Here is a 24,203-nt window from a genome sequence, read left to right as displayed (position 1 = left end):
TCTCAAGCTCTCACTTCTTCGGGGGTGATGGCAATTCGGGTTTGGGTGGCAACGGCTTCATTCGCTTTGTGAATCGAATATTCGCTGCTGAACGCTTCATCGCCAGGACAGTTCAATTTTGCCGTGCCGCGGATAGTATTGAAGAAATTCTCCAGGTGCGGCTGATGCGGCGGCTTATTGAAAAACACCGGAATCTCGTACTCCGCCAGTTGAGCGGTTTCGCGCACATCCACCTTCGCGGCGTCATCTGCGCTGGCCGTCTTAGCACGGACGTAGCCCTTCTGAAGTAGATCGTCCCAAGAAACCTGAGTGGCACGAGCCTCACGATAAATCGAGCAGATAGATGGGTCTTCAGACATCTTGATGGTGCCTTCGTCACCCATGAACATCTCATAGTAACCGCCGCCAGCACTTGTGGTCGTCTGCACTTGATAGAACGCGCGAGCCACGCCCTGCTCCAGCGGATACTCGTAAATGATCATGGCGTTGTCATACCAGTCGTGGTTCTTGTAATAATCTAGCCCGCCGCTGCCGATAACGGACTTCGGCGTGCCCAGCCACCAATTTAAAATGTCTATTTGGTGTGCGCCAAGATCGGATAACGGGCCACCGCCGAGTCCCTTGTACCAGCGCCAATTGCGGAACTGGTGCATATCTTTATAGCCGTATTTAGTGAGCGTACTAGCAGGCAGTTCATATTTCTTAGGCCATCCGAAGTCTTCCTTGACCGCTCGATTCCATTGCGATTGCGCTGCCGTCAAGCGGCCGCAGAACTTGGCCTCTTCCAGCAGGCGGTTCTTGGTGAAAAGGTAACGCGGGTTGCTGCGTCGCTGATGACCGATCTGCAACAGCTTTCCAGTTTCGTGCATGGTCTTCACCATGGAGCGCGCTCCGTCAATGGTGTTGCTCATCATTTTTTCGCAATACACATGAAGTCCGGCTTTGAGGCATGCATTGGTCATCGGCGCATGGCAGAAGTCGGGCGTAGCAATCACGACTGCCTGCAGGTCCTTTTCCTTGGCCAGCAGATCTTCATAATTCTCGTAGGTGCGGACTTCATTATTGACTTTACTTAGATAACGCGCACCCTCCTGGAGGTGGTAATCCCAGATATCGCAGAGCGCCACAAGCCTGACACCCTCAATATTCAGGATGGATTCCAGTAAGACCTTGCCCTCCTCTCCATAACCAATGAGGGCGATATTGATGGTATTCAGCGAAGACTTACCGGCCGACGCTATTTTGGGGCTGGGATCGGACTTGCAGGCGTTCAACAATAAAGTGGCGCCTGTGGCCGTTGTTGCACTAATGAATTCGCGACGATTCAGGAGAGGCTTCACCATCTTTTCAATACCGTAAATCTGTTGTGTTCGGCGAGCAGCAAAGCTCCTGCAACCAAGCCAATATGAATACCCAGATAAGCCGCACCGTCTGACTGATCGATCAGCACCAAGCCGATGGTCAGCGCGATAAAGAGCAATGCCTGAGCAAGCAGCGATAGGCGAGTGCCCAGGCCAATCAGGAGCATGATTCCGGTCAGAATGAATGCCGGACCCAACATACGATCGAAGGCTACCAATGCGAACTTCGGCAAGAAAGGCTCATGGGCAAACTTGTCTTTGAGCGCGGTAGGCAGGCCTGCATAGTTGGCCAAGGCATACGACTTGACGTTCACATTGACCATCACTCCGCTGGCATCCGGTTGACCGGTGGAAGGATCGATAAGTGGCTGCGCGACGGAACGATAGGCACCAAACTTCTCGATGCCAACAAACAGCGCACGCACACCGAGCCAAAGACGCAGAGCCAGAAAGGCAAAGGTGAAATCCCAATTGTCTTTGCGGTTTAGAACCAGCTTTCGTTCAGTTGAATCAGTCATATCCCCCCGGACGATGCCAAGGCTAACTGCAAGTTTTAAAGTTTACGCTTCCGCCGGTCACGACCACGGGAAGCTGCCAGTGGCTAACAAGCGTTCAGCTCATCCTCCATGGACCGCGGTACTCACGGGTCATCAGTTTGCTGGCTTCGGGATCTCCAATGATCTTTTCTTCTTTCACATCCCAGTGAATCTTTCTTCCGGTATGCATCGCGATCGTGCAAAGATGTCCAGGAATCGCCGAGTGGTGTCCGACTTGGACAGGCGTAACGGTTGATTGACGGGTTTTTATGCAATCCAGAAAATTCTGTTGGTGATTGGATGAAGTGTAAAGTTTCACCTTCCGCAGCTCTCGAGGCAGGTATTTGCCTTGCTTCCAACTGGGATTCGACGCGTCAAATCCGGAACGATCGACCCACACCCAGCCTTCGGTGCCAATCCATTTCACGCCCGATTTTATGTCGGAGTAGCCACCAGCGATGATCATTGTCACGCCTTGCGGATACTTCAATTCAAAGCGGTATTTTGGCGCAGAGTTCCAGACCGCGTTAGCCGGCGGCAGTTCACCACCACCTTCAACCTCCGATGGGCCTGAGTAGTCGAAATCCAGGCCCCAATGCGCGATATCGCAGTGATGGCCGATCCAGTCCATAAGCTGCCCGCCTCCGGTGTTGTAATTCCAACGCCAGGATTTATGGGAACGCGCCCGGATGTAAGGCTCCATCTTAGATGGGCCAATCCATGTCTCGTAATCCAACTCCGGCGGAGGAGCGGAGACCAGCATATCCCAGGTCTTCGTGCCGCTCACAACCTGCTCTAGATCAGCGACATTTACCCCTTGTACGGCTAGTTTGGCCAGCGCCTCTTTTTGAACACCATCGAAATCTGAATTTCCGCCCGGCAGACCAACCTCCACGTGAGTCACCGTGCCGATCAATCCATTCCGAACGATCTCAGCTGCCTTGTGAAAGGTCGGAACGGACCGCTGCCACGAGCCCATCTGCCAGATAATCTGGTTCTGTTCGACTGCGCGAACAATCGACTGTTGTTCGGCTATGGTGTGCGCGAGGGGTTTCTCAGCATATATATCTTTCTTGCGGCGAGCGGCTTCGGTCGCGACGATCTCATGCCAATGATCGGGCACGGCAATCATGACTGCATCGATGTCCTCGCGAGCAAGCAACTCGCGATAGTCGTGGTAGCCCTTGCAGTCCGTCGTCCCATAAGAGTCGTTAACCAGCTTGACCGCGGTCTCTAGATGATTCGCATCAATGTCACATGCCGCGACCACATGGCAGTCATCCGATGCCAAGAAGGACTGCGTATTGCCCGGTCCCTGCCACCCCATTCCGATGACACCAAGATTAATACGGTTGTTGGCGGATGTCCCGGAGCTTTGCGAGAAGGCAGGAAGAACAGAAGGGAGAATCGCAGCCGATCCAGCGACTTTCAGGAAGTTACGTCGATTAAGGGACCGGGGCCGCAGATTGTCATCTGTAAAAAGGCTTTTTGACATGGTCCATATAAATACCATCTCCAACGGTAAAGTTGCAACCGCATAAGAATTGTCTCGAGAAACGGGAAGAACGCCTGCTTTCAATCAAATGCAGCAAGTGATTTACCCTATCCTTGCCTTCGCACGGTTGCAATCCATATACCAGACGTAAAGGCTTCAGACTCATCTGTGTTCTCTCCGGAAACGGTTAAGTGTCCATGTCTGCATTGAAGGCATCTCTAAGCGCTAGGCTTGTCTGGTACGGGTTCGACGGCGCAGAACTCTTCGAGGAATCCGTCGCTGTACTGTCCTACGAGGGCTTCGATCCGCTCAGCTGACATCGAGCGGACGATGAGGCCTGCGTGATGGTGATGGTGGAGGCGGAGTACGACTTCGGGAGCATCGTAGCGGCTGGTGTCGGGACGCTCCTGGCGAGCGAGACAGATAACGCTGCCTGCGTAGTTGGGTTGGACTGGAGGAAGAGCGTAAGCGGTATGGAGCAGTGTAGCGACCTCGATTCGCGCCCACTCGACCCAGGGGTTGATGCCGGAGGCGAACTCGACGACGTCGGCGATGTGAGCGCCACCTACTCGCGCTGCGGTTTCAAGAAAGTAGAATCTGCCGTCGGCGTGAGCTTTGATGAACTCTGTGTGAGTAACGCCGGAGATGAGACCGAGTGATTCGATCACCTGCCTGTGGATGACGTCGAGGTTTTGAGCATCGGTCGATTCCCTGCTGAGCGCGCGCGTGCTGAAGACGCCTCCGTGATGCATGGTCTGCATGGGTGGTTTGCCGTATTTGTATGGGGCGCCGAAGAGGATCTCGCGATTCCAAGTGATGCCCTCGACGTGGAAGATCTCTCCAGGGAGAAAGCGCTCCATGACGTAGTGCGATTGAAGGTCGCCGAGTTGATCGAGGATAGGCCAGAGCTGGTCGGGTGATTCGATCATGCGGATGCCGATGGCAGAGGCGTTGGTGCGTGGTTTCAACAGCCATGGGCCGGGAGTGTTTTGCATGAAGCTGTGAAGGTCGTCGTAGAAGAAGACGGGGGTGAAGTCTGGCACGAGAACACCGCTCTGACGTGCGCGGACACGCATGGCGAGTTTGTCGCGGAAGTGCCGGGTAAGCGACTCGCCCATGCCGGGGAGGCGCATGTGTTCGCGGAGCAGTGCGGCCACTTCGAGATCGAACTCATCCAAGGCGACGATGCGGTCAATTTTGGTCTCGCGAGCGAAATAGGTGACGGTGTTGAGAACCTGCACCGGGGTGAGGTTTTCCGGCATAGTGAGCAGTGTGGTGAGAGATTCGCGGGGCCAGTCGCCATATTTGTGCTTGTCGACGGTGAGTAAAACGACGTTGACGCCAAGGCGTGCGGCTTCCTGGAGAAAGGGCTGTCCCTTTTCATAGGTGCTGATACAAAGGATGGTCGGCTTTTGCTGCTGAAGTTTCTGTTGATGATCGGCCACGCGAGGCTCCTGTCGGATGTAGGGACAATTCGATCTTTAGTTCAACAGTTCTTGGTTCAACAGTTCGACATTATCTTGAGACGACAGCGTATGGAGAAGGGAGATATTGATTTATAGGGCAGGCTCTTCGGCGAAAGTTTGTTGAACACCATCTTCGAGAGAAGTGAAGGGTGCAGTGTATCCGGCAGCGCGGAGACCAGTAATATCGGCTTGAGTGTAGTGCTGATAACGGTTTTTCAAGTCCCCTGGAAATGGAATGTAGTCGATATTGCCGGGACCGTGAACGCGCATCAGAGCTTCGGCCACGGACTTGAAGGTACGGGCCTCGCCGGTTCCTGCATTAACAATGGCGTGGACCTGCTTCTTCGGACCTTCGGGCAAAAGGTAGGCAAAGAACATATTGATGCGGGCCAGGTCTTTGACGAAGACGAAATCGCGACGCTGCTCGCCGTTGCCGTAGCCACCGGAGCCCTCGAACATGCGGATGGTACCGGTGTCTTTGAGCTGACGCGTGAAGTGATGAATCACGCTGGCCATACGGCCTTTGTGCTGTTCGCGGGGGCCGTATACGTTGAAGTAGCGGAGGCCAACGACGGTGCTTTTCATCTCCGGAATGAGGCGCCGGACGTAGTTGTCGAATACCAGCTTGGAGTAGCCGTAGATGTTGAGAGGACGCTCGTTCGTGGGAGCTTCAGCGAAGCTGGTACTGGCTCCGTAGACGGCTGCAGTGGATGCGTAGACCAAGGGAATCTTGCGGTCGAGCGCGAAGTGCAGCAACTCCTTGGAGTAGGTAAAGTTGTTGTCCATCATGTAGCGTCCGTCATCTTCGAGCGTGTTGGAGCATGCGCCTTGATGGAGGATGGCACGGATCCTTGTGTTTTCGAAGTAGCCCGCCTTCAACGCGGCACGGAACTCGCGCTTGTCCATGTAGTCGGCATATTCGGCGCCGGCGAGGTTCAGGAACTTCGGGCCCGTAAGATTGGGTGCAGGCGCGAAATTGTCGACCAGAAGAATGTCACGCTCGCCCGCGAGGTTGAGTTGCTGGATGAGATTGCTGCCGATGAAACCCGCTCCTCCGGTGACGATAATCACTTGAGCATCTCCTCGTTGTGTGTGGTCGCAGTGAGTTTTTTCACGAGATTGGTGGTGGAGAAACCCTCGACCGTAGGTACGATCTCTACGCGCCCGCCAGCAGCGATCACATCTTCGTGACCGACAACCGTCTCGACGGTGTAATCTCCGCCTTTGACAAGCACGTTTGGCTTGAGGGCGCGGATGAGTTCGAGCGGGGTGTCTTCTTCGAAGAGAACCACTGCGTCGACAGCGGCAAGCGCGGCCATCACACGTGCGCGCTCGCCCTGATTCACAATGGGGCGAGTTGGGCCTTTTAGCCGACAGACAGAGGCATCTGCATTGAGACCGAGAACGAGTTTCGATCCGAAGCGGCGGCAGTCTTCGAGGAGCGTGATGTGGCCGACATGAAGCAGATCGAAGCAGCCGTTGGTGAAGACGATGGTCTCGCCGGAGGCGCGCCACTCCGCGACCCGAAGCTTGACGCGTTCGAGATCGAGGATCTTTTCGCTGGCAGTGAGGCCGGAACTTGGTGTCAAGGCGGCTACAAGTTCATGGGCGGCGATAGGTACGGTACCGGCCTTACTGACGACGATGCCAGCAGCCAGATTTGCGACTTCGGCCGCAGTTTCGATCTGAAGTCCGCTGGCCAGACAAGCGGCGAGGGTTGCAATGACAGTGTCGCCTGCGCCGGAGACGTCGAAGACCTCACGAGCGCGTGCTGGCGAATGGTAGGTGCCAGAGCTGTCTGGCGAGGGCGGGCGAAGGACGGTGATTCCCTTCTCGCTCATGGTCACGGTAAGGAATTTAAAGTCGTGTTCCACAACCAGAGCCTGACCGGCAGCAAGGAGTTCTTCGGTGCGATGAGCGGGGATGCCGGTGGCAGCGGCGAGTTCACCGAGGTTGGGGCAAACGGTGGTGACGCCATTGTATTTGCTGAAGTCGGGTGTCTTGGGGTCGGCGAGAATGGGTATACCTGCGAGGCGTGCAGCGCGGATAACTATCTCGCAGAGTGTATTCGATAGAGCACCCTTCGCATAGTCGGAGAGAATGACTGCGTGTACTTTTGCAATCAGTTCGGTAGCCCGCTCCTGAAGACGTTGGACTTCTGTGGCTGGCGGCGTATCGCGGCTTTCGATATCGAGCCGGAGGAGTTGCTGCATACGGCCTACGATGCGCGTCTTCGAGATGGTAGGCAGTGACGTTGTCACTACGCCAACCGTATCGATGCCGGCACGATCCAGGATAGCTGCGAGTTCGGCTTGTTCCGAGTCGCCTCCCCAGAAGCCGGCGAGAAAGGCCTGGCAGCCAAGGCCGGCGAGGTTCATTGCGACGTTGGCTGCGCCTCCGGCTCGCTCGTAACGCTGGGCATGGCGTATGACCGGGACCGGGGCCTCGGGAGAGATACGCTCGACTTCGCCGTGAATATAGCGATCGAGCATGAGGTCGCCTATGACCAGCACCTTGAGTTGACTGAAGCCGCCTTCCAGCAGGTTCAGGATCGAATGTGATTCGGGCAGCATGTACGAGACTGTCTCCATGAATTACTTCTTCATCATCGCATCTTCGGGTAGACTCGCGCTCTCGCTAAGTTCTTGGCACTCTAATGGAGGATGGCACGAACCTCTGTGATGACCTCTTCGACGGTAACGGAGGTAAGACACTTCTTGCGTTCGATGATGCAGGTCTCCAAACCACAGCCCCAGCAGTCGGTTTGGTGATAGATGACGCGATGCTGCTTGCCGTAAGGAAACCAAGTGCGGGGCTTATTGCGGGCGGAGAAGATGGCGACACAGATCGTCTGAACGGCTGCGGCGAGGTGCATGGGACCGCTGTCGTGTCCGATGAAGATGCGTGACCGAGCAAACACCGCTGCGCTCTCGCGCGGCGTTAAGAGGCCACAGAGGTTGATCACTGGAGCACTTGAATGTTCGCGCCAGCCATCAGCGGCAAATTCGCTGGCCTCGCTCTCTTCAAGAGCTCCGCATAGCGCCAGCGTGTATCCGGGATATAAGGTCGCGAGTCGAGAGAGTAGTGTGCGCCAGTTGTCGCGACCCCAATCCTTCGACTGCATTTTGGTGCCGACGCTAGCGGCTATGACAGGCTGGTGTGCGGCTGCGGTGAGAACCTCTTTGGCACGCGCCCGTTCGGCTGCGGTGAGGTGGAGATCCCAGCTCTCAGCGGCGTCGAGGCGTGCGTCACCTAACTCGGCGAGATTCCGGGCAAGGCGTGCTCCTTCGGGTTCGAGTACCTGCTCGGATTCTGACCATCGGTACTGTTGCATATCTTCCGTGATCGGGGCGCCGATGATCCGTTTGATTCCGCAGAGATGGAAGAATCTGGCGTCTCGCTTGGCGGATTCAACTCCGCGAGCAGGCCCCATATAGATAAGTACCTCTGGACGCCAACGGACGAGTTGCCACCAGAGAGCGACAAGCTCGCGCGGGCTGCGTGTACCGGCGGCATAACGGAGATATCCATTTACAAGACCGCTGCCTTCGAGGATCGCGGCGGCCGGCGGCGCTTTGACGTTTACTGGAAAGTTGGTCAGCAGGCGACGATCGGCGTTCGGGAAGGCGCGTGCGACCAGATGCAGTGCCGGAAGTGCAATCAGAGTATCGCCTAGACTGCCTAATCTGTAGATCAAAACCCGCTTTTCAGAGATTGCCATGGTCAGGCTCTAGTCTGCCGGGTTCGATGCAGCAGGACAAGTGTGTTGGAAGGAACTCGATGAATGAGGTCTGGTCCAACTTCAAATTGACAGTATGAACTGAACTGTTAGCCTGACTTGAGCGAGGCGCCAGTCTTGAACGATGGGAATAATTTGATATTCGTATCGATTGCAGCGTATCGCGATCCGCAGCTTGTTCCTACGATCGAGGATTGTATTGGCAAAGCTCGACACCCTGAACGGCTTCGATTCGGTATCTGCTGGCAGCACAGCCCGGGTGAAGATACATTGCCGTTTGTTTCGAACGATTGCTTCAGGATTCTCGCGGTTGACTGGCGTGAGAGTAAGGGAGCCTGCTGGGCGCGTTCTGAGGTGATGAATTTATGGCAGGGCGAGAGTTGGTTTCTGCAGATTGACTCACACTGCCGCTTCGCAAGTGAGTGGGATGCAAAGTTGATTAAAGAGGCGGAACAAACTGGAAGTCTGAAGCCGGTTTTGAGTACCTATGCGGCGCCATTTACCCCGGGAGGAAACGAGATTCTTGTAGATAGTCCGTTGCAGATGGCATTTCAGGGTTTCACCGATGATGGAATTCCCTTTATGAAGCCAATGGCCATTCCAGGCGGCCAGATGCTAAATCTTCCACGTAGGGCGCGCTTTTTGTCGGCGGGTTTCCTATTTGCTCCAGGAAGTATTGCAGAAGAGTTGGGCTATGACCCGGATCTGTACTTTCTTGGCGAAGAGACGGCGATGACGCTTCGCGCCTTCACAAGTGGGTATGATCTGTTTCACCCTTTTGAGACGATTGTCTGGCATGACTATGGACGACCGACTGCCATCAAACACTGGGATGACCACACCAAGGCGAACAATACCAAGCGTGAGTGGCATGAGATTGACTCACAGAGTAAAAACAGGGTAATGCGGCTCCTTGCTGGAGGGTTGATGGACCGCTATGGTCTGGGGTCTGCGCGTACGATTGGTGACTATGAAGAGTATGCGGGGCTTTCGTTCAAGCTTCGAAAGGTACAGGATTACACGCTGCGCTCCGAAGAGCCGCCTAACCCAGAGATCGCTCCGGATTGGGCGGGGCAGATTTTCACTTGGCTCGTGCGGATAACAATCAACCGCGCGATATTGCCGCCTGAAGCTCTGGATGATCCAGAGTTCTGGTATGTGGGTGTCTACGACGAGGATCGTAACGAGATTTATCGCAGGGATATTCCATCGTCTCAACTTGCGACGCTTCCGGCAGAGGAACCACGGATCTCTCTGATCTGCGAGCTTGAGTCGGGGAGCATACCGGCGAGGTGGAGAGTGCAGCCGGTAAGCCGTTCGCGCGGATGGCTCTCAAAGATTGAAGGGGTCCTGGCAGAGGAGGACTACGCCATTGTTGCGGAAGATGACCCCGAGTGATTTGGACTCGCAGCAGCCTTCCAACAGGCTGGGTGCGGGGGATTGCGACTGATAGAGTCTTCTGTGTTGCTGTTAGGTGATTATGCTGGATGCTCGCTTGATAATACGGATGCAGGATGAGATGACGCAGTTGCTGCATGAGACGGAGAGTGACCTGGAGCTGGAGGGCAGCGCCGATGGGTTGATGGCGCTTGCGACGGCGCAGCACAGAGCCAACTTCGAGCTCTGGCATGAGGAAGATAAGGCTCGCGTACCCGATGTCGCCGATGCGGAGATCGTACGTGTGAAGCATGCTATCGATCGCCTGAACCAGAGGCGCAATGATCTGGTGGAGAAGATGGATCTGTGGCTTATGGATAGGCTGGAACAGAATGAGTCAGCTCCGCTTCACTCGGAGACTCCGGGATTGATGATCGATCGGCTGTCGATTCTTGCGTTGAAGATATTTCATACGCGGGAGGAGGCGCACCGGGTAAGCGCCACCGAGGAACACCGGCTGCGGAACGCTGGGCGGCTGGCATTGCTGGAGGAGCAGCGTGGTGATCTTGCGGGGTGCCTCGATGCTCTGTGGGCGGAGGTGCTGGATGGAGCGCGGCGGTTCAAACTGTACCGGCAGATGAAGATGTATAACGATCCTGAGCTGAACCCGGCAGTGTATGGTCGAGGCTCCCGAAGATGACTGGGACCCGACCGGGGAGGTGACCGGAGAGATGACTGGGAGTTGACCTTCCGCCCAGGTCTGCGTATAAAACCGACACGTGAACAAACAATCATCAGCTCCCGTTAGAATGAGAGAGCTCAGCAATAGCTAGGCGACAGGATTGACCATGGCTCAGACAAAGATCGTAGATACTGCTGTACCGAAGCGCGCTCCACGAACATTGGCTGGAACAGTCCCCGTAACCGCGGATAGTGCCCGCGCGCAGATCATCGCCCAGTACGAAGGGGCCCTGCGGTTGATGCAGGAAGGCAAGTACGACAAGGCTCAGGCGGCCTTCGACAAGATACTGGCGGCGGGCGCGGGCGACATGAGCGAGCGGGTACGAATGTACAGCACCGCCTGCTCGACACAGATGGTGAAGAGCAAGAACTCGTTTGCCAACACCGAAGAACACTTCGACTACGCGGTCTCGCTGCTGAACGACGGCCACTACGAGGATGCACGCGAGCACTTCAAGCTGATCCTCGCAACCAACGACAAGGCGGACTACGCCTTGTACGGTCTGGCGGTGCTGGCGAGCATGACGGGCGACTCACACACGTGTCTGGAGCACCTGACCGAGGCGATCCGGCAGAATCCACGCAACCGTATCCAGGCTCGGGCGGACTCGGACTTCCAGGACATGGCGGACGATCCCAGGTTCACGGAGCTGCTCTATCCAGAGGCTTAGCTCCGCATCGAGATCCAGCCTGGCCGCTTTGGACAGGCCTGGAGAGGGGATCTGCGCATGTCTTCGAATGTGACCGCGACCAAAGAAAAAGAGCTGCGCGTGGTCGCTATCGGGGGCGGCACGGGGTTGTCCACGCTGCTGCGGGGGTTGAAGCGGTACGTCGTGACGCCGGAGCGGCGGAGGGGCATCCGGCTCGAGGGCGCTGCTGCGTCCGGGCCTGGGGTTGGTGCTCCGGCTGCTCCTTGTCCTGCGCCGCGCTGCATCATCCGGCAGCTCTCGGCGGTGGTGACGGTGACCGATGACGGCGGATCGTCGGGGCGGCTGCGCGAGGACTTCAAGATGCTGCCTCCGGGGGACATCCGGAACTGCATGGTGGCGCTCTCCGAGGATGAGCATCTGCTGTCGAAGCTCTTCCAGTACCGGTTCGAGCACGGCGACCTGGAGGGCCACAGCTTCGGCAATCTCTTTGTCGCGGCGCTGTCGCATATCACCGGGGACTTTGCCCAGGCGGTCCAGATGTCGTCGCAGATCCTGGCGACGCGGGGCAAGATCTTTCCTGCGACGAATACGAATGTGACCCTGGCCGCGGATATGGATGACGGTTCGCTGGTGCGGGGCGAGACCAACATCACGGCGAGCAGGCACAGCATCGTGGAGCTGCGGCTGGAGCCGGCGACGGCCGATCCCCTGCCCGAGACGCTAGAGGCGATTGCGAACGCGGACCTGATCACGTTGGGGCCAGGATCGCTTTATACGTCGCTGATCACCAACCTGCTGGTGCGCGGCATTCCAGAGGCGCTGGCGACGTCCAAGGCGACCAAGGTTTTTATCTGCAACCTGATGACGCAGGCGAACGAGTCCCTTGGGCTGACGGCTTCACAGCACATCGAGAAGATCATGCAGCATGCGGCTGGTGCCAGAACGCCGATCTTCGACTATGCCCTGATCAATACCGGATCGATCTCGCCTGCTCGGCTGGAGCAGTACGCGCGGGAGGGTCAGGAGCCGATTATGGCAGACCTAGACCGGGTACGGGCGCTGGGGGTGGAGCCGGTGACCGGGGACTTCGTGCATGAGGGCGATGTGCTACGGCATGACTATGACCTGGTGGCGGAGCGGCTGGTGGCGCTTGGGCTGGAACGAGCTGTGGCGGTTCCGGTTTAGGTATCCACCCTCCCTGTACTTTTGTGTCAAAGTCTTGATTGCAGATACTTTAAGCTTGGACTTCGACAAATAACTCTGAACAAAAGAAGAGCCCCGGTTTATGCCCGGGGCTTTTCTTTTTGTCTATCTCCAGTATAGCGGTTGGAGGGCAACTCCTACGCCACCTGGATGTCGCTGATTCAACAGTGGATGGGGTAGTTTGGGGCTTGACACGCGTAGTTTATACGCGGGCCAGTTTGCGGCGGAGCGCTCCGGCAGCGCCAAGGAGGCCGGTGCCGAGCATGACGAAGGTGGACGGCTCGGGAACTGGCGAGTTGGCCGAGAAGGTGGAGTTGCTTACGCTGTCCAGCGCGAGGCTGCCGTCCGACGTTGAGTAAGTGGCGAAGGTGTTCGCGTAGCTGTTGAAGGCGGATGTGCCGGTGGTGGGTGCGATCAACTGGCTGAGCTGGTAGCTGCTTCCAAAGGCAGGGTTCTCCGTGAAGATCAAGGCGAAGTTGGAGCTGCTGAAGCCGATCTCGCCGGTTCCTGCGGTGCCGCCCTTCTGGCTCAGAAAGAGCTGCATCGATTCGGTAAACGATCCTGCTTCGCCACCGATGGTGAATGTGACGGGCAGGCTGAGAGCAAAGAATCCGCTTCCCTCGCTGATTGCATTGGCGGGATTTGCCTCACCGGTGATGGTGACCAGAGCGTCGGTGAAGCTGGTGTTTCCCAAGGTTCCGGTGGCGGTGAAAGAGTCCGAATAGACGATCTCGCTGGCATGAAGAGCGAGAGGTGCAGCAACGACAGAGGCGAGAGTAAGTAGACGAGCAATACGTGTCAGCTTCATTGGTACTCCGGGTGTTGGGATAGGTGGTGCAACTGGTGTATTGCAGATGGGTGACCAAACTGAGGATTCCCTCAAGTCCTGTCGTTTCTGCGAGTGGGTATTTTTTCCACTGGGGGATGTTGCGGGAAGTTGCGGAGGGCTTGGAACGGAAGTGCCTAACTTGTTTAAAATGTGTTACTTGTGGGGAATTTTCTGTGGGGAGCGGAGGAATGGAAGGATATCTGGGTGTTGTTACGGGGGGATGATCGGTGGGTTAATTCTGGTGGGGATTGGCGGTGGCGAGGGGTGGTGACGGAACGACAACGGCAACAGCAGATTCCTACGGGATGACAAACAAGAGGACAGGCAACGGCAGCGGCAAACGCAGATCCCCTACGGGGATGACAAACAAAAGGGCAAACGACAACAGCAACGGCAATTACAACTGCAAGGGCAGCGACAACAGCTACAACGAGGAGGGGGTGGGGGGCAGGGTGATCAGGGTGGGGGTGGGGGTTTCGAGGGTGCGTTTGAGCTGGCCGCAGGCGGCGTAGATGTCGCGGCCTCGGGGCCTCCGGATGAAGGCGGGGATGCCGGCGTTGCGGAGACGGCTTTGGAAGGCGGAGACGTCAGCTGGGGTGGGCTCATGGAAGGGCATGTCGGGGCCGGAGTTCCAGACGATGAGGTTGATCTTGGCCTGGCGGTTCTTGAGAAGGGCTATGAGCTCGTCAGCGTGCTCGCGCTGGTCGTTGATGCCTCCTAGCATCACGTACTCGAAGGTGACGCGTTCGCGGGGTCGTAGAGGGACCGTGGCGATGGCTTCCAGAAGGGCGGCGATGTTCCATTTGCGGGTGATGGGCATGATGGACTCGCGGACGACGTCGTTGGAGGCGTTGAGGCTGACGGCGAGCTTGGGGCGGAGGGTCTCTTTGGCGAAGTCGAGGATGCCGGGGAGGATGCCGGAGGTGCTGACGGTCATGCGGGAGTCGGGGATGCGCATGGCGGTGGTGAGGAGGCGGACGGCGTCCATGAAGGAGGGGTAGTTGAGGAAGGGTTCGCCCATGCCCATGAAGACGAGGTTGATGCGGTCGCGGCCGACTTCGACGTTGTGGCGGTTGAGGACGGCGGCGACCTGGCCGGCGATCTCTCCGGGGGTGAGATTGCGGCGGATGCCGAGTTTGGCGGTGAGGCAGAATTGGCAGTTGACGGCGCAGCCTACCTGGCTGGAGATGCAGATGGTAGCGCGCTTGTAGTCGTCGTCATCGTGGGTGGGGTGTTCTTCTTCTTCGGCTGCCTGGGTGCCGTCTCCGCGCTCGCCGCCGTCGCCGCCGGGCATCCAGACGGTCTCGACGGTCTCGCCGTCGGCCATGCGGATGAGGTAGCGCTCGGTGCCGTCGATGGAGCGGGCGGTCTGGACGATCTCGGGGAGGCCGATGGTGTGGTTTTGGGATTTGAGGGCTTCGCGGAGGGTGGCGGGGAGGGTGGTGATGTCGTCGATGGAGGTGAGGCGCTGGGCGTAGAGGGCTTCGTGGAGCTGGCGGGCGCGGTAAGGGGGCTGGTTCAGGTGATCGAGGAGGATTGTCAGCTCGACGAGGGATTGGCCGAAGAGGGGCCTTCCATCAACTTTTGGATTATCTTTTATGGATATTTCGTTCATACGGTTTGGCTTATGCGGAATGAGGATTTGAATGAGATGTCGGTCGCGAAGCGTTACCTGTCGCGGGAGCATCTGTTAGAGAGTCTACTCCGATGGTGCAGCAGGGGGCGGCGGTTGTTGCTGTGAAAGAATGGAAGTTCAAGGAGTCGCATGTCCGCAACGTTGATTGAAGATATCGCTGTAACGAAGAATGCCCCCCGAAATATCCGGAAGACGGTTCTGGCGAACGGTCTGATGGTGCTGACTGAGAGCATGCCGCATGTGCGGAGCGTGTCGATGGGGGCGTGGGTTGGGTCGGGGTCTCGGGATGAGAAGCCGGAGCTGAATGGGATCTCGCACTTTGTCGAACATATGGTGTTCAAGGGGACGACATCGCGGTCGGCGCAGCAGATTGCACGCGAGGTGGATACGATCGGCGGCAATCTGGACGCGTTTACCGGGAAAGAGACGGTGTGCTTCAACATCAAGGTGCTGGATGAGAATGTGACTCCGGCATTGGATGTGCTGGCGGACCTGGTGCTGCATCCGACGTTTACGCCGGAGGATGTGGCGCGTGAGCAGGGTGTGATTCTGGAAGAGATCAAGATGGACGAGGATAATCCCGACTATCTGGTGCATGAGACGTGGACGCAGAACTTCTGGAAGGGCGATGCGCTGGGACGGCCGATCCTGGGGACGGTGAAGACGGTTTCGAGCTTCGATCAGCAGAAGCTGTTTGATTTTTATGCGGGGCAGTTTACGCCGCGGAATATGGTGTTTTCGGCGGCGGGCAATCTGCAGCACGACGAGTTTGTGGCCAAGGTGGAGCGGGAGTTCAGCTCGCTGGCGGCGAGTGGGGATGGGGTAGCGGAGAAGGTAGCGGCTCCGAAGGCTACGCCGCACATTACGCTGAAGCGGAAGAAGTCGCTGGAGCAGGTGCAGTTCTGCCTGGGCGTGCCTGCGCCGCGGGTGAACGATGCGCGGCGGTACGGGGTGTATCTGCTGAACACGATGCTGGGCGGTGGGATGAGTTCGAGGCTGTTCCAGACGATCCGCGAGGACCGGGGGCTGGCGTACTCGATCTACTCGGAGATGAATCCGTTCCGGGATACGGGGTCGCTGTGCGTGTACGCGGGGACGTCGGTGGACAAGACGCTGCAGGTGCTGGAGCTTACGTTGCTGGAGCTGCGACGTCTGAAGGAAGAGAAGGTCAGCGAGGTGGAGTTAAAGCGGGCCAAGGACCAGTTGAAGAGCAATATGGTGATCGGGCTGGAGAGTTCGGGGAGCCGGATGTCGAACCTGGCTCGGCAGCAGATGTACTTTGGGCGCTTCTTTGGCGTGGACGAGATTATCGAAGAGGTGGACGCGGTGAGCTCGGAGGATGTGCAGGTGTTGGCACAGGAGCTTTTCCAGCCGGAGACGATGGCGTTGACGCTGCTGGGAAATCTTGGGACGATGAAGGTCGAGCGCGAAGATTTAGCGTGCTAGAACAGACTCCTGATAGAGTTTTGTTCGATGTGTAAGAAGACTTTGAACTGCCGAGGAATGATGACGACGATGAACGGATTGGGCCGGATGCGCGCTGAGCTGAAGAAGCAACGGGACGACGAGGGATTTACGCTGATCGAACTGCTGATCGTGATGTCGGTGATGCTGATCCTGATGTCGCTGGCGGTGCCGCAGATGCTGAAGCTGCGGAAACAGGCGAATGAGACGTCGGCGGTGCAGTCGGTGCGGACGATCGGACAGGCGCAGTTGCAGTACAACTCGGCGTATCCGGCGAACGGCTTTTCGTGCTCGCTGGCGGCGCTGGGCGGTGATCCGAAATCGGGTGCGCCCTCGGCACAGTCCGCTCAGCTGCTGGATAACTCGCTTTCGAGCGGGCAGAAGGCAGGGTATACGTTCGCGATTACGAACTGCACGAAGGTGACGGTGAACAATCAGGACATGTATACGGGGTACGAGATTACTGCCGTGCCACAGTCGATTGGGCGGTCGGGCGATCGCGGATATTGCTCGGATGAGAACAATACGATTCGGTTTGATCCGGCGGGTGGAAACAACTGCACGCAGCCGATTCAGTGAGGCTGGCTCGAACGCTTTTGCTGGGTGCTGTGGGCTGCGGCTTGTTCGCTGGGCAGCTGGTGTCGCAGGAGCCGGCAAAGAGTTTGGGTGCGGATGGAGATGCGCTGGTTCGCAGGGTGGACGAGCACTATAACCATCTGACTTCGCTGCGGGCGCGCTATACGGAGAACTACTCGGGGATGGGGATGCAGCGTGCGGAAGAGGGCACGCTGCTGCTGAAGAAGCCGGGGCGGATGCGGTGGAGCTATGCGGCTCCGGTGGGCAAGGTGTTTGTACTGGATGGGAAGTTTGCGTGGTTTTATACGCCGGGGGACACGCAGGCTACACGGGTGCCAGCGAAGGAGCTGGACGATCTGCGGTCGCCTCTGCGATTTCTGCTTGGGCATACTCAGTTGAAGAAGGAGCTGGATGGCCTTGCGGTGACGCCGGATGGGACGGGGTTTCGTATTACCGGAGTGCCGAAGGGGATTGAGCAGAGAGTGAAGCTGCTGTCGCTGTGGGTGACGACGGCGGGCGCGATTGACCGGATGAAGCTGGAAGAGGTGGATGGAGCGGTGACGGAGTTTGCGTTCTCCGGCATGGTGGAGAATGTGCCGGTGAAGGATACAGACTTCGGGTTTGTTCCGCCGCCTGGGGTGAGCGTGGTGAACGGCCTGCCTCCGATTTAACGCAGGTTCGCAGTAGAACAAGAACAACAGCAAGTCCAATGGCAAAGACACAATACAGGGGTTCTTCGCTACGCTCAGAATGACGGCCTTCCTTAGTAGAAGGCCGTCGCTCCGCAGCGATGAGAGACGATTCAGGCTTGGCAGGCCAGATGGTTAGGTCAGGACGACTTTGCCAGCTTCGCCTACGTCTACCTTGCCGCCGGTTGCGGCTGCTGCGAGGTATTTGACGCCGCGAACGATGCGGCTGGAGGAAGCCTCCCAGTAGTCGGCCTCGGCGATGTCTATGCGGAGGACGGCAATATTGGGGTCGTCTTCTCCTTGTGGGAACCAGGCTTTGTACATGGAGTTCCAAAGCTCGTGGATTTTGGCGCGGTCCCTGCTAATGTGGGCGCGGCCTTTGGCGGAGACGTACTTGGCGTTGGATGGGTCGGAGAAGATGAGGGTGACGTGGGAGTCGTCCTGGATCTCGTTGATCTTTTCGGATGCGTGCGGGGTGAGGAACCAGACGGTGCCGTCGAAGTCTTTGACGTGGACGGCCATGGGGCGGCTGTCGAAGGTGCCGTCGCTGGCTGCGGTAACGAGCATAACGATGTTGTGGTCTGCGATCAGGAAGCCTATCTTGTCGATTCCCTCTTTGCCGGAGAGCTGTTTGAAGTCACTCATGTTTTTCCTCCAGCGGGTTTGGATGCGGATGGGAGATGCGATGAGAGGGTTGTGGAGAAGATCGGTTTTGGTGGGGTAGTAAGATGGACATCAATCTTCAATGCAAATTCATGCGCGCCTGAAGCGCAGAAAAGTAGAGTACAGTTCGTGAGCCATCTGGTTTCGGTCAATCGTTTGAGTACGTCAGAGTTCCATGAGGCGGTCTATTCTCTCTCGCCATCCGTCGCGGTGTTCGACTGCGACGGGACGTTGTGGTCGGGCGATGCGGGCTCGTCGTTTATGAAGTGGACGATCGAGACGGGGCTGGTCTCGCGGGAGGCTACGGACTGGATAGACGAGCGCTACCGCGCATACCTGCGTGGCACGGTGTCGGAGGCGGCGATCTGCGGGGAGATGGTGCAGATGTACCAGAGGCTGCGCGAGAACGAGATGCGGCGGGCGGCGAAGGTCTTCTTTGAGAGCCGAGTCCGACAGAACATCTTTCCGGAGATGAAGCAGCTGGTGGATGAGCTTCACGGCAGAGGCGTTGAGATCTGGGCGGTGAGTTCGACGAATAACTGGGTGATCGAAGAGGGTGTGCGTGGGTTTGGGATTCCTGCGGAGCGGGTGCTGGCGGCGCGGGTGACGGTGAAGGATGGGGTGGTCTCGGACGTGATTGAGGATGTGCCGACGGACGAGGGCAAGGTGAGGTCGCTGGCGCGGGTGGGGGTGACGGCGCCGGATGCGGTCTTTGGGAACTCGGTGCATGATGCGGCGATGCTGGCGATTGCGCGGCGGGCGTTTCCGGTGAATCCGACGGCGGGGCTGTTGGAGAGAAGCTCGCAGGAGAGCTGGCCAGTCTACTATCCGGACTCTGTTCGACCGGCGTAAGCGGGGCTGACAGAGCCTTTTGTAGGGTTGGCGTCGTCTAACGCTATAGAGACAAGTGAGAGAAGCTATTCGCAAGCTCGGGGAACGCGCTGAACCTGTCGTCCAAAAGCCTTTGCGGCTGGTGGTCGCGGCTCTGATTTTGCGGGGCGAGGCGGGGGATGGCGCGGCGGGGGTGGAGGTGCTCATCTGCCAGCGGAAGCCGGACCAGCCGATGAGCCTGAAGTGGGAGTTTCCAGGGGGCAAGATCGAAGAGGGTGAGGGCTCTGAGGATGCTCTGGTGCGGGAGCTGAACGAGGAGCTGGGGATTACGGCGGTGATCGGGCGGCAGGTGGCTCGGGTGCGGCATAAGTACAGGAATGGCGGGGCGATCGATCTGCAGTTCTTTGTGGTGCGGGAGTTCGAGGGGACGCTGGAGAATCGGATATTTAATGACATGCGGTGGGCTCCGCTGGGGGAGCTGCCAGGGTATGACTTTCTGGCGGCGGACCTGGGGCTGATTCGGGATCTTTCTGAGGGGAAACTGCTTTAAAAGATTACGAAAATTCTGTCCTGCCGGACGGGCCCACTACTCGTGGGGAGGTCACTTCGTGACTTTTATACCTTGTCAGGGTGAGTGGATGGCTTGGGCCTCGCGTTGCTCGGCGGTGGATGATTCCGACCAGCGGGAGGACCTTTTCTGATGATGGCTGCGTGACCGGTATACGCGTCACGAAGTGACCTCTCGCCGAGCAGGCGGCTCGTCTGGCAGGGCCTATCTTTTCTATCTTTCCCTATCTTCAACCGCCGTGGAGGGTGTTCCAGACGAGGATGAGGGATAGGGCTATGACGATGATGGCGGTGATCCATGCGATGGCGTTGAGCCAGCGGGTGTTGGTGTACTTGCCCATCAGCTCGTGCTTGTTGATGAGCTTCAGCATGAAGATGAGGACTACGGGGAGAAGAATGCCGTTGAGCACCTGCGAGAGGATGCTGAACTTTACCAGCGGGAAGTTGGGGATGAGGACGACGGCGGCGCCAGCGAAGAGGAGCAGGCTATAGAGCCAGTAGAAGAACTTGGCTTCGCCGAAGCTCTTGTCCAGGCCGCTCTCGACGCCGAGGCCCTCGCAGACGGTGTAGGCGGTGGAGAGGGGGAGAATCGAGGCGGCGAAGAGTGAGGCGTTGAAGAGGCCGGCGGCGAAGAGGATGAAGGCGTATTGACCGGCGAGGGGCTTCATGGCGCCGGCAGCGTCGGAGGCTTCGCTGATATTTCGGATGCCGTGGGTGTATAGGGTGGCGGCGCAGGCGACGACGATGAACCAGGCGACAACGTCGGTGAAGATGGAGCCGATGATGACGTCGAGGCGGGAGGCTTTGTACTGGCGGACGCTGGTTCCCTTCTCGACGATGGAGGACTGCAGGTAGAACTGCATCCAGGGGGTGATGGTGGTGCCGATGACGGCGACGGTCATGTAGACGTAGCTCTTGTTGCTCCACATGGCGCGGGGCGGGAGCTTGACGGTCTCGACGAGGGCGAGGTGCCAGTCCGGGCCGCTGAGGACGCCGGTGATGATGTAGGCGATGTAGAAGACGCTGGCGATGAGGAAGACTTTTTCGACGCTCTTGTAGTCGCCTTTGACGACGAGGATCCAGACGATGAAGGCGCAGACGGGGACGCTGGCGTACTTGCTGACGTGGAAGAGCTGCATGCTGCCGGCGATGCCGGAGAACTCGGTGACGACGTTGGTGAAGTTAACGGCGATGAGCAGAAGCATGATGACGAAGGTGATGCGCAGGCCGAACTCTTCGCGGATGAGGTCGCTGAGGCCTTTGCCGGTGACGACGCCCATGCGGGCGCACATCTCCTGCACGACGATGAGGGCGATGGTGATGGGGATCATCGTCCAGAGTAGGGTGTAACCGAACTGGGCGCCCGCAGAGGAGTAGGTGAGGATGCCGCCGGCGTCGTTGTCGACGTTGGCCGTGATGAAGCCGGGGCCGAGGACGGCAAAGAACAGGATCAGGCGAGTTCTCCAGGTCCGCCAGGGGTTCATTTTTCCGCTTCCTTCTGTGCTGGGCTGGAGAACGATGAGATCGTCCTGGTTTCAGGCTAAACCATTTGTGGGCATGGTGAGGTTAACCGATTGGACTATGAGCTTGTTTATTGTTTTTTGCAGGTGATGGGTGGGGCGAGTGGTTATTCCGATGTGAGCTGGTCTCGTTCGGCCTGAATGAGCTGGTAGAGGGCGATGGCTGGGGCTTCGAGGGTGCGGTCTTCGGCGATGCGGACGTTTTCGTGGATGTGCAGGGGACTCTTTGAGGAGAAGAGGATGATGCTGGCAGGGTTCATGACGAGGGCGGCCTTGAGCATGAGGGCGGCGAGGTTGTCGGGGATGGTCAGGTCGATGTTTGTGGCCTTGGACCAGCGATTCGTGCGGTCTTTTTGCTGGAGGAATGCGGCGTGGAAGGTGCGGAAGCGGGTGGTGAGGGCGCGGTGGTGGATGCGGAAGGAGTTGGTGGGCGTGATGGCTGGGGAGAGGACGGACCAGTCGTACTGGAGGGTGCGGCAGTAGGCGGGACGTTCGGCGAGGAGGGCTGGGATTTTCGAGGAGTCGCTGCCGATGCCAAAGGAGCCTATGGTTCCCTGCTTGACCTGCTGGTTGAGGAAGTGGAGGAGGCTGTCGTCGGTGAGGTCGACGGCGGTGGCCTCGTGGAGGAGCCAGAGGTCGATGTGTTGGATGCGGAGGGCGGTGAGGCTGCGTTCGAGGGAGGCTTTGGCCTGGGCGACGGTGAAGGTGGGGCGGTCGGGGTTGTGGGTGGCGGTGTTGGCGGCCTGGGCGAGGCGTTGCTTGATGCCGGGGAGGAGCTGGATGAGAGGGCGGGTGACGTGGCGGCCGAGGCGGATGAGGGGGGATCTTTTTGCGAGGGGGATGCCGTATTTGGAGGTGACGGTGATGTCGGCGGGGTGGCGATGGATGAGGTCGCAGAGGCAGCTCTCGGCTTCGCCGTAGCCGTAGGCGGGGGCGACGTCGAAGTGGCGGATGCCGGCGTCGTAGGCGGCTTCGAGGAGGCGGAGGGAGTCGCGGCGGCCTATGGCGCCCATGATGCTGGAACAGCCGAAGCCGAGGCGGGTGGTGCGGCGCGTGGTGTCGGCCAGGGGGAGGGTTTGCATGGTTGCTTTTGAGTTTAGCTGCGTGTGTTCGTGTCCTGCCGGACGGGCCGCCTGCTCGGCGGGAGGTCACTTCGTGACTTTTATACCCCTTCGGGTGGTCCTCCCGTTGGTTGGAATCAGGTGAGGTGGTCACAGAGGCGGGCAGCGAGGGCGAGGACGGTGTGGGTTGGGTTGGAGAAGCCGGAGCTGGGGAAGACGGCGGCGCTGCAGATGTAGGTGTTGGCGGTGCCGTGGAGGCGGAGATTGGTGTCGACGACGCCGGTTTCGGATGAGGGGGACATGCGCATGACACCCATGTGGTGGTTGCTGTCGTCGCAGCGGGTGAGGAAGGCGGGGTTGCCAGCGATGAGGTCGGGGTCGGGGATGATGCGGGCGATGCTTACGAGCGATCTCTGGGCGATGAGGGTGTACTGGCGGATGGTGTTCAGTTCCTTCTCGGAGATCTTCCAGTCGAAGCGAATGCGCTGGAGGCCGAGGGGGTCGCGGTCGTTGGTGAGGGTGATGGAGCTTCGGGAGGTGGGTTCCTGTTCGCAGTGGACGCGGAGGAAGATGCGGACGTCGGAGGGGGCGAAGCCGCGGTGGCCCATCTTGTAGCGCCAGAGTTGTTGGAAGAGGAGGGGGATATGTCTGGCGGTGTGGCGGAGGTTGTCGCGGGTGACCTCTCCGAAGCGGGCGCGCATGAGATTGCGGATGGTGAGTTTGGCCTGATAGCGGGCCTTTCCGGTGTCCTCGAAGGACATGGTGGAGCCTATGTTGAGGGTTTTGTGCTCGACTTGAAGTTGCGGAAAAAGACGGAGTTTGGGGAGATATTTGAAGTTTCGGATGAAGATTGGATCGAAGGTGTCGTGGAAGATCTGCTGGTTGAGAGGTTCGATGGTGGCGGCGTTGCAGTCGATGTGGTCTTGGAAGTGTTGGCCGAGGAGTCTGGAGCGGTTCCAGGGGTGGCCACCGGGGCGGGGCTGGAGGAAGAAGCGGGCGGACTCGATGCCGCCGAGACAGAAGATGAAGTTGGGGGCGTGGAAGGTGGTCTCGATGCCGGTGAGGGTGCGGCAGCGGAGGCCGGTGGTGCGGTCGCCTTCGGTGAGGAGTTCTACGGCGCTGGCGTGGAGCCAGAGGTGGATGTTGGGGTGGGTGGCGAGGGTCTGATGGTGGAGGCGGGCGAAGTTGGGTTCGGGGCACCAGCGGGAGACGTAGGCTTCGAGGCCTTCGAACTGGGTGAAGGGGAGATGGAGGCTGCGCCAGACGGCGGCGTCGCTGCGTTCTACGTTGGCTAGGCCTTCGAGGGTAAGGGCTCGCTCGTAGTAGGGCGTGAGCTCGGACTTTGGGAAGGGCCAGCCGCTACTGGGGACGCCGGGGCGAGGGGTGAAGTCGAAGGCATCGAGCTCGAGGATCTGGCCGCCCCAACGGACGGTGGTGCCGCCTTTGACGCGGATGCGGCCGGTGTGGATGCCGCGATGGGTAAGGCCGACGATCTCGCTGTCGTAGAGGGACTGGGAGGAGTCTTCGCGGTGGTCGCCGCCGCCCTCGAGGAGGAGGACGGTCTTTCCTTTGCGGGCGAACTCTACGGCCAAGGAGATGCCAGCGGCTCCGGCGCCTACGATGCAGACGTCGGCGTGGGCGGTGAGTGCGGGTGTGTCGGTGAGGAGGTCGTGAATCACTTGGTTGGGGCCTGCTTAAATGCTTTTGTCCTGCCGGACGGGCCGCCTGCTCGGCGCGAGGTCACTTCGTGACTTTTATACCTTGTTGGGGTGACGCGATTTTTGCGGGTCCTCCCGTTG

General features: G+C 58.5%; 22 protein-coding genes. 9 read left to right on the top strand and 13 right to left on the bottom strand.

Annotation, left to right across the window (positions count from 1 at the left end; all coding sequences use genetic code 11):
* Positions 1-2: 2 nt before the first annotated feature.
* The 7 genes from GSQ82_RS20380 to GSQ82_RS20350 form a co-directional block, all read right to left on the bottom strand.
* Positions 3-1,343 carry a Gfo/Idh/MocA family protein gene (locus GSQ82_RS20380; protein WP_158794110.1) on the bottom strand — a complete coding sequence of 447 codons (1,341 nt, stop codon included), beginning with the start codon at positions 1,341-1,343 and terminating at the stop codon, positions 3-5.
* Positions 1,337-1,879, bottom strand: coding sequence for a hypothetical protein (locus GSQ82_RS20375; protein WP_158794109.1), 543 nt, complete (start codon positions 1,877-1,879; stop codon positions 1,337-1,339). The genes GSQ82_RS20380 and GSQ82_RS20375 overlap by 7 nt, the downstream gene beginning before the upstream one ends.
* 94 nt (positions 1,880-1,973) lie before the next feature.
* A complete protein-coding gene (locus GSQ82_RS20370) occupies positions 1,974-3,476 on the bottom strand; it encodes a Gfo/Idh/MocA family protein (protein ID WP_254061805.1) in 1,503 nt (500 codons plus the stop codon).
* Positions 3,477-3,610: 134 nt separating this feature from the next.
* On the bottom strand, positions 3,611-4,837 hold the full coding sequence (locus GSQ82_RS20365; RefSeq protein ID WP_158794107.1) for an ATPase: 1,227 nt from the start codon (positions 4,835-4,837) through the stop codon (positions 3,611-3,613).
* Between the two features lie 111 nt (positions 4,838-4,948).
* Entirely contained in the window at positions 4,949-5,929 is a 981-nt protein-coding gene (gene rfaD / locus GSQ82_RS20360) for an ADP-glyceromanno-heptose 6-epimerase (protein ID WP_158794106.1), read from the bottom strand.
* A complete protein-coding gene (gene hldE / locus GSQ82_RS20355) occupies positions 5,926-7,431 on the bottom strand; it encodes a bifunctional D-glycero-beta-D-manno-heptose-7-phosphate kinase/D-glycero-beta-D-manno-heptose 1-phosphate adenylyltransferase HldE (protein ID WP_158794247.1) in 1,506 nt (501 codons plus the stop codon). Before hldE ends, rfaD begins: the two co-directional genes overlap by 4 nt.
* A gap of 80 nt (positions 7,432-7,511) precedes the next feature.
* Positions 7,512-8,579: a glycosyltransferase family 9 protein gene (locus tag GSQ82_RS20350; RefSeq protein WP_158794105.1), complete on the bottom strand. Its 1,068-nt coding sequence runs from the start codon at positions 8,577-8,579 to the stop codon at positions 7,512-7,514.
* Between the two features lie 117 nt (positions 8,580-8,696).
* Between GSQ82_RS20350 and GSQ82_RS20345 the strand changes: the two genes are divergently transcribed.
* From GSQ82_RS20345 to yvcK, 4 genes are all read left to right on the top strand, one after another.
* The gene (locus GSQ82_RS20345) at positions 8,697-9,995 is read left to right on the top strand and encodes a GlcNAc-transferase family protein (protein ID WP_371417246.1); all 1,299 of its coding nucleotides are present in this window, start codon (positions 8,697-8,699) and stop codon (positions 9,993-9,995) included.
* A gap of 121 nt (positions 9,996-10,116) precedes the next feature.
* Positions 10,117-10,674: a DUF4254 domain-containing protein gene (locus GSQ82_RS20340; protein WP_254061804.1), complete on the top strand. Its 558-nt coding sequence runs from the start codon at positions 10,117-10,119 to the stop codon at positions 10,672-10,674.
* Positions 10,675-10,822: 148 nt separating this feature from the next.
* The gene (locus GSQ82_RS20335; protein WP_158794102.1) at positions 10,823-11,386 is read left to right on the top strand and encodes a lipopolysaccharide assembly protein LapB; all 564 of its coding nucleotides are present in this window, start codon (positions 10,823-10,825) and stop codon (positions 11,384-11,386) included.
* A 57-nt stretch (positions 11,387-11,443) separates the two neighbouring features.
* Complete coding sequence (gene yvcK / locus GSQ82_RS20330) at positions 11,444-12,550, top strand: uridine diphosphate-N-acetylglucosamine-binding protein YvcK (protein WP_158794101.1); 1,107 nt, start codon at positions 11,444-11,446, stop codon at positions 12,548-12,550.
* Positions 12,551-12,770: 220 nt separating this feature from the next.
* Here yvcK and GSQ82_RS25225 read toward each other — a convergent pair whose 3' ends face one another.
* The gene (locus GSQ82_RS25225; RefSeq protein ID WP_254061803.1) at positions 12,771-13,376 is read right to left on the bottom strand and encodes a PEP-CTERM sorting domain-containing protein; all 606 of its coding nucleotides are present in this window, start codon (positions 13,374-13,376) and stop codon (positions 12,771-12,773) included.
* A 445-nt stretch (positions 13,377-13,821) separates the two neighbouring features.
* Positions 13,822-15,012, bottom strand: coding sequence for a 23S rRNA (adenine(2503)-C(2))-methyltransferase RlmN (gene rlmN, locus GSQ82_RS20320; RefSeq protein ID WP_158794100.1), 1,191 nt, complete (start codon positions 15,010-15,012; stop codon positions 13,822-13,824).
* Positions 15,013-15,162: 150 nt separating this feature from the next.
* Here rlmN and GSQ82_RS20315 point away from each other — a divergent pair, with 150 nt between their 5' ends.
* Genes GSQ82_RS20315 through GSQ82_RS20305 form a run of 3 tightly spaced genes read left to right on the top strand, consistent with a single transcriptional unit; the run spans position 15,163 to position 17,744 of the window.
* On the top strand, positions 15,163-16,479 hold the full coding sequence (locus GSQ82_RS20315; protein WP_158794099.1) for a pitrilysin family protein: 1,317 nt from the start codon (positions 15,163-15,165) through the stop codon (positions 16,477-16,479).
* Between the two features lie 27 nt (positions 16,480-16,506).
* Positions 16,507-17,076 (top strand): type IV pilin protein, encoded by a 570-nt coding sequence (locus tag GSQ82_RS20310; protein WP_254061802.1) that lies wholly within the window; start codon positions 16,507-16,509, stop codon positions 17,074-17,076.
* Entirely contained in the window at positions 17,073-17,744 is a 672-nt protein-coding gene (locus GSQ82_RS20305) for an outer membrane lipoprotein carrier protein LolA (protein WP_254061801.1), read from the top strand. The genes GSQ82_RS20310 and GSQ82_RS20305 overlap by 4 nt, the downstream gene beginning before the upstream one ends.
* 153 nt (positions 17,745-17,897) lie before the next feature.
* Here the strand turns inward: GSQ82_RS20305 and GSQ82_RS20300 are convergent, their stop codons facing one another.
* The gene (locus GSQ82_RS20300) at positions 17,898-18,407 is read right to left on the bottom strand and encodes a pyridoxamine 5'-phosphate oxidase family protein (protein WP_158794097.1); all 510 of its coding nucleotides are present in this window, start codon (positions 18,405-18,407) and stop codon (positions 17,898-17,900) included.
* 147 nt (positions 18,408-18,554) lie between these two features.
* On the opposite strand from GSQ82_RS20300, the gene GSQ82_RS20295 reads away from it, so the two are divergent.
* Positions 18,555-19,277 (top strand): HAD family phosphatase, encoded by a 723-nt coding sequence (locus tag GSQ82_RS20295; RefSeq protein WP_158794096.1) that lies wholly within the window; start codon positions 18,555-18,557, stop codon positions 19,275-19,277.
* 55 nt (positions 19,278-19,332) lie between these two features.
* A complete protein-coding gene (locus GSQ82_RS20290; RefSeq protein ID WP_158794095.1) occupies positions 19,333-19,806 on the top strand; it encodes a (deoxy)nucleoside triphosphate pyrophosphohydrolase in 474 nt (157 codons plus the stop codon).
* Between the two features lie 247 nt (positions 19,807-20,053).
* On the opposite strand, the gene GSQ82_RS20285 is transcribed toward GSQ82_RS20290, so the two are convergent.
* The 3 genes from GSQ82_RS20285 to GSQ82_RS20275 all read right to left on the bottom strand — a co-directional run bounded on the left by GSQ82_RS20285 (position 20,054) and on the right by GSQ82_RS20275 (position 24,083).
* On the bottom strand, positions 20,054-21,307 hold the full coding sequence (locus GSQ82_RS20285) for an Nramp family divalent metal transporter (protein WP_158794094.1): 1,254 nt from the start codon (positions 21,305-21,307) through the stop codon (positions 20,054-20,056).
* Between the two features lie 143 nt (positions 21,308-21,450).
* Positions 21,451-22,425: an aldo/keto reductase gene (locus tag GSQ82_RS20280; protein ID WP_158794093.1), complete on the bottom strand. Its 975-nt coding sequence runs from the start codon at positions 22,423-22,425 to the stop codon at positions 21,451-21,453.
* 116 nt (positions 22,426-22,541) lie between these two features.
* Entirely contained in the window at positions 22,542-24,083 is a 1,542-nt protein-coding gene (locus tag GSQ82_RS20275) for a GMC family oxidoreductase (RefSeq protein WP_158794092.1), read from the bottom strand.
* Positions 24,084-24,203 lie beyond the last annotated feature (120 nt).

Source organism: Granulicella sp. L60 (assembly GCF_009765825.1).
Classification (GTDB): Bacteria; Acidobacteriota; Terriglobia; order Terriglobales; family Acidobacteriaceae; genus Edaphobacter.
This window is presented reverse-complemented; position numbering and strand designations above follow the sequence as displayed.

What these genes read in the sequence shown, in the direction of transcription:
- GSQ82_RS20380 (WP_158794110.1), bottom strand. Translation starts at nt 1,343, where the DNA reads ATGGTGAAGCCTCTCCTGAATCGTCGCGAATTCATTAGTGCAACAACG.
- GSQ82_RS20375 (WP_158794109.1), bottom strand. Translation starts at nt 1,879, where the DNA reads ATGACTGATTCAACTGAACGAAAGCTGGTTCTAAACCGCAAAGACAAT.
- hldE (WP_158794247.1), bottom strand. Translation starts at nt 7,431, where the DNA reads ATGCTGCCCGAATCACATTCGATCCTGAACCTGCTGGAAGGCGGCTTC.
- GSQ82_RS20350 (WP_158794105.1), bottom strand. Translation starts at nt 8,579, where the DNA reads ATGGCAATCTCTGAAAAGCGGGTTTTGATCTACAGATTAGGCAGTCTA.
- GSQ82_RS20340 (WP_254061804.1), top strand. Translation starts at nt 10,117, where the DNA reads ATGACGCAGTTGCTGCATGAGACGGAGAGTGACCTGGAGCTGGAGGGC.
- GSQ82_RS20335 (WP_158794102.1), top strand. Translation starts at nt 10,823, where the DNA reads ATGGCTCAGACAAAGATCGTAGATACTGCTGTACCGAAGCGCGCTCCA.
- yvcK (WP_158794101.1), top strand. Translation starts at nt 11,444, where the DNA reads ATGTCTTCGAATGTGACCGCGACCAAAGAAAAAGAGCTGCGCGTGGTC.
- GSQ82_RS25225 (WP_254061803.1), bottom strand. Translation starts at nt 13,376, where the DNA reads ATGAAGCTGACACGTATTGCTCGTCTACTTACTCTCGCCTCTGTCGTT.
- rlmN (WP_158794100.1), bottom strand. Translation starts at nt 15,012, where the DNA reads ATGAACGAAATATCCATAAAAGATAATCCAAAAGTTGATGGAAGGCCC.
- GSQ82_RS20315 (WP_158794099.1), top strand. Translation starts at nt 15,163, where the DNA reads ATGTCCGCAACGTTGATTGAAGATATCGCTGTAACGAAGAATGCCCCC.
- GSQ82_RS20310 (WP_254061802.1), top strand. Translation starts at nt 16,507, where the DNA reads ATGTGTAAGAAGACTTTGAACTGCCGAGGAATGATGACGACGATGAAC.
- GSQ82_RS20300 (WP_158794097.1), bottom strand. Translation starts at nt 18,407, where the DNA reads ATGAGTGACTTCAAACAGCTCTCCGGCAAAGAGGGAATCGACAAGATA.
- GSQ82_RS20285 (WP_158794094.1), bottom strand. Translation starts at nt 21,307, where the DNA reads ATGAACCCCTGGCGGACCTGGAGAACTCGCCTGATCCTGTTCTTTGCC.
- GSQ82_RS20280 (WP_158794093.1), bottom strand. Translation starts at nt 22,425, where the DNA reads ATGCAAACCCTCCCCCTGGCCGACACCACGCGCCGCACCACCCGCCTC.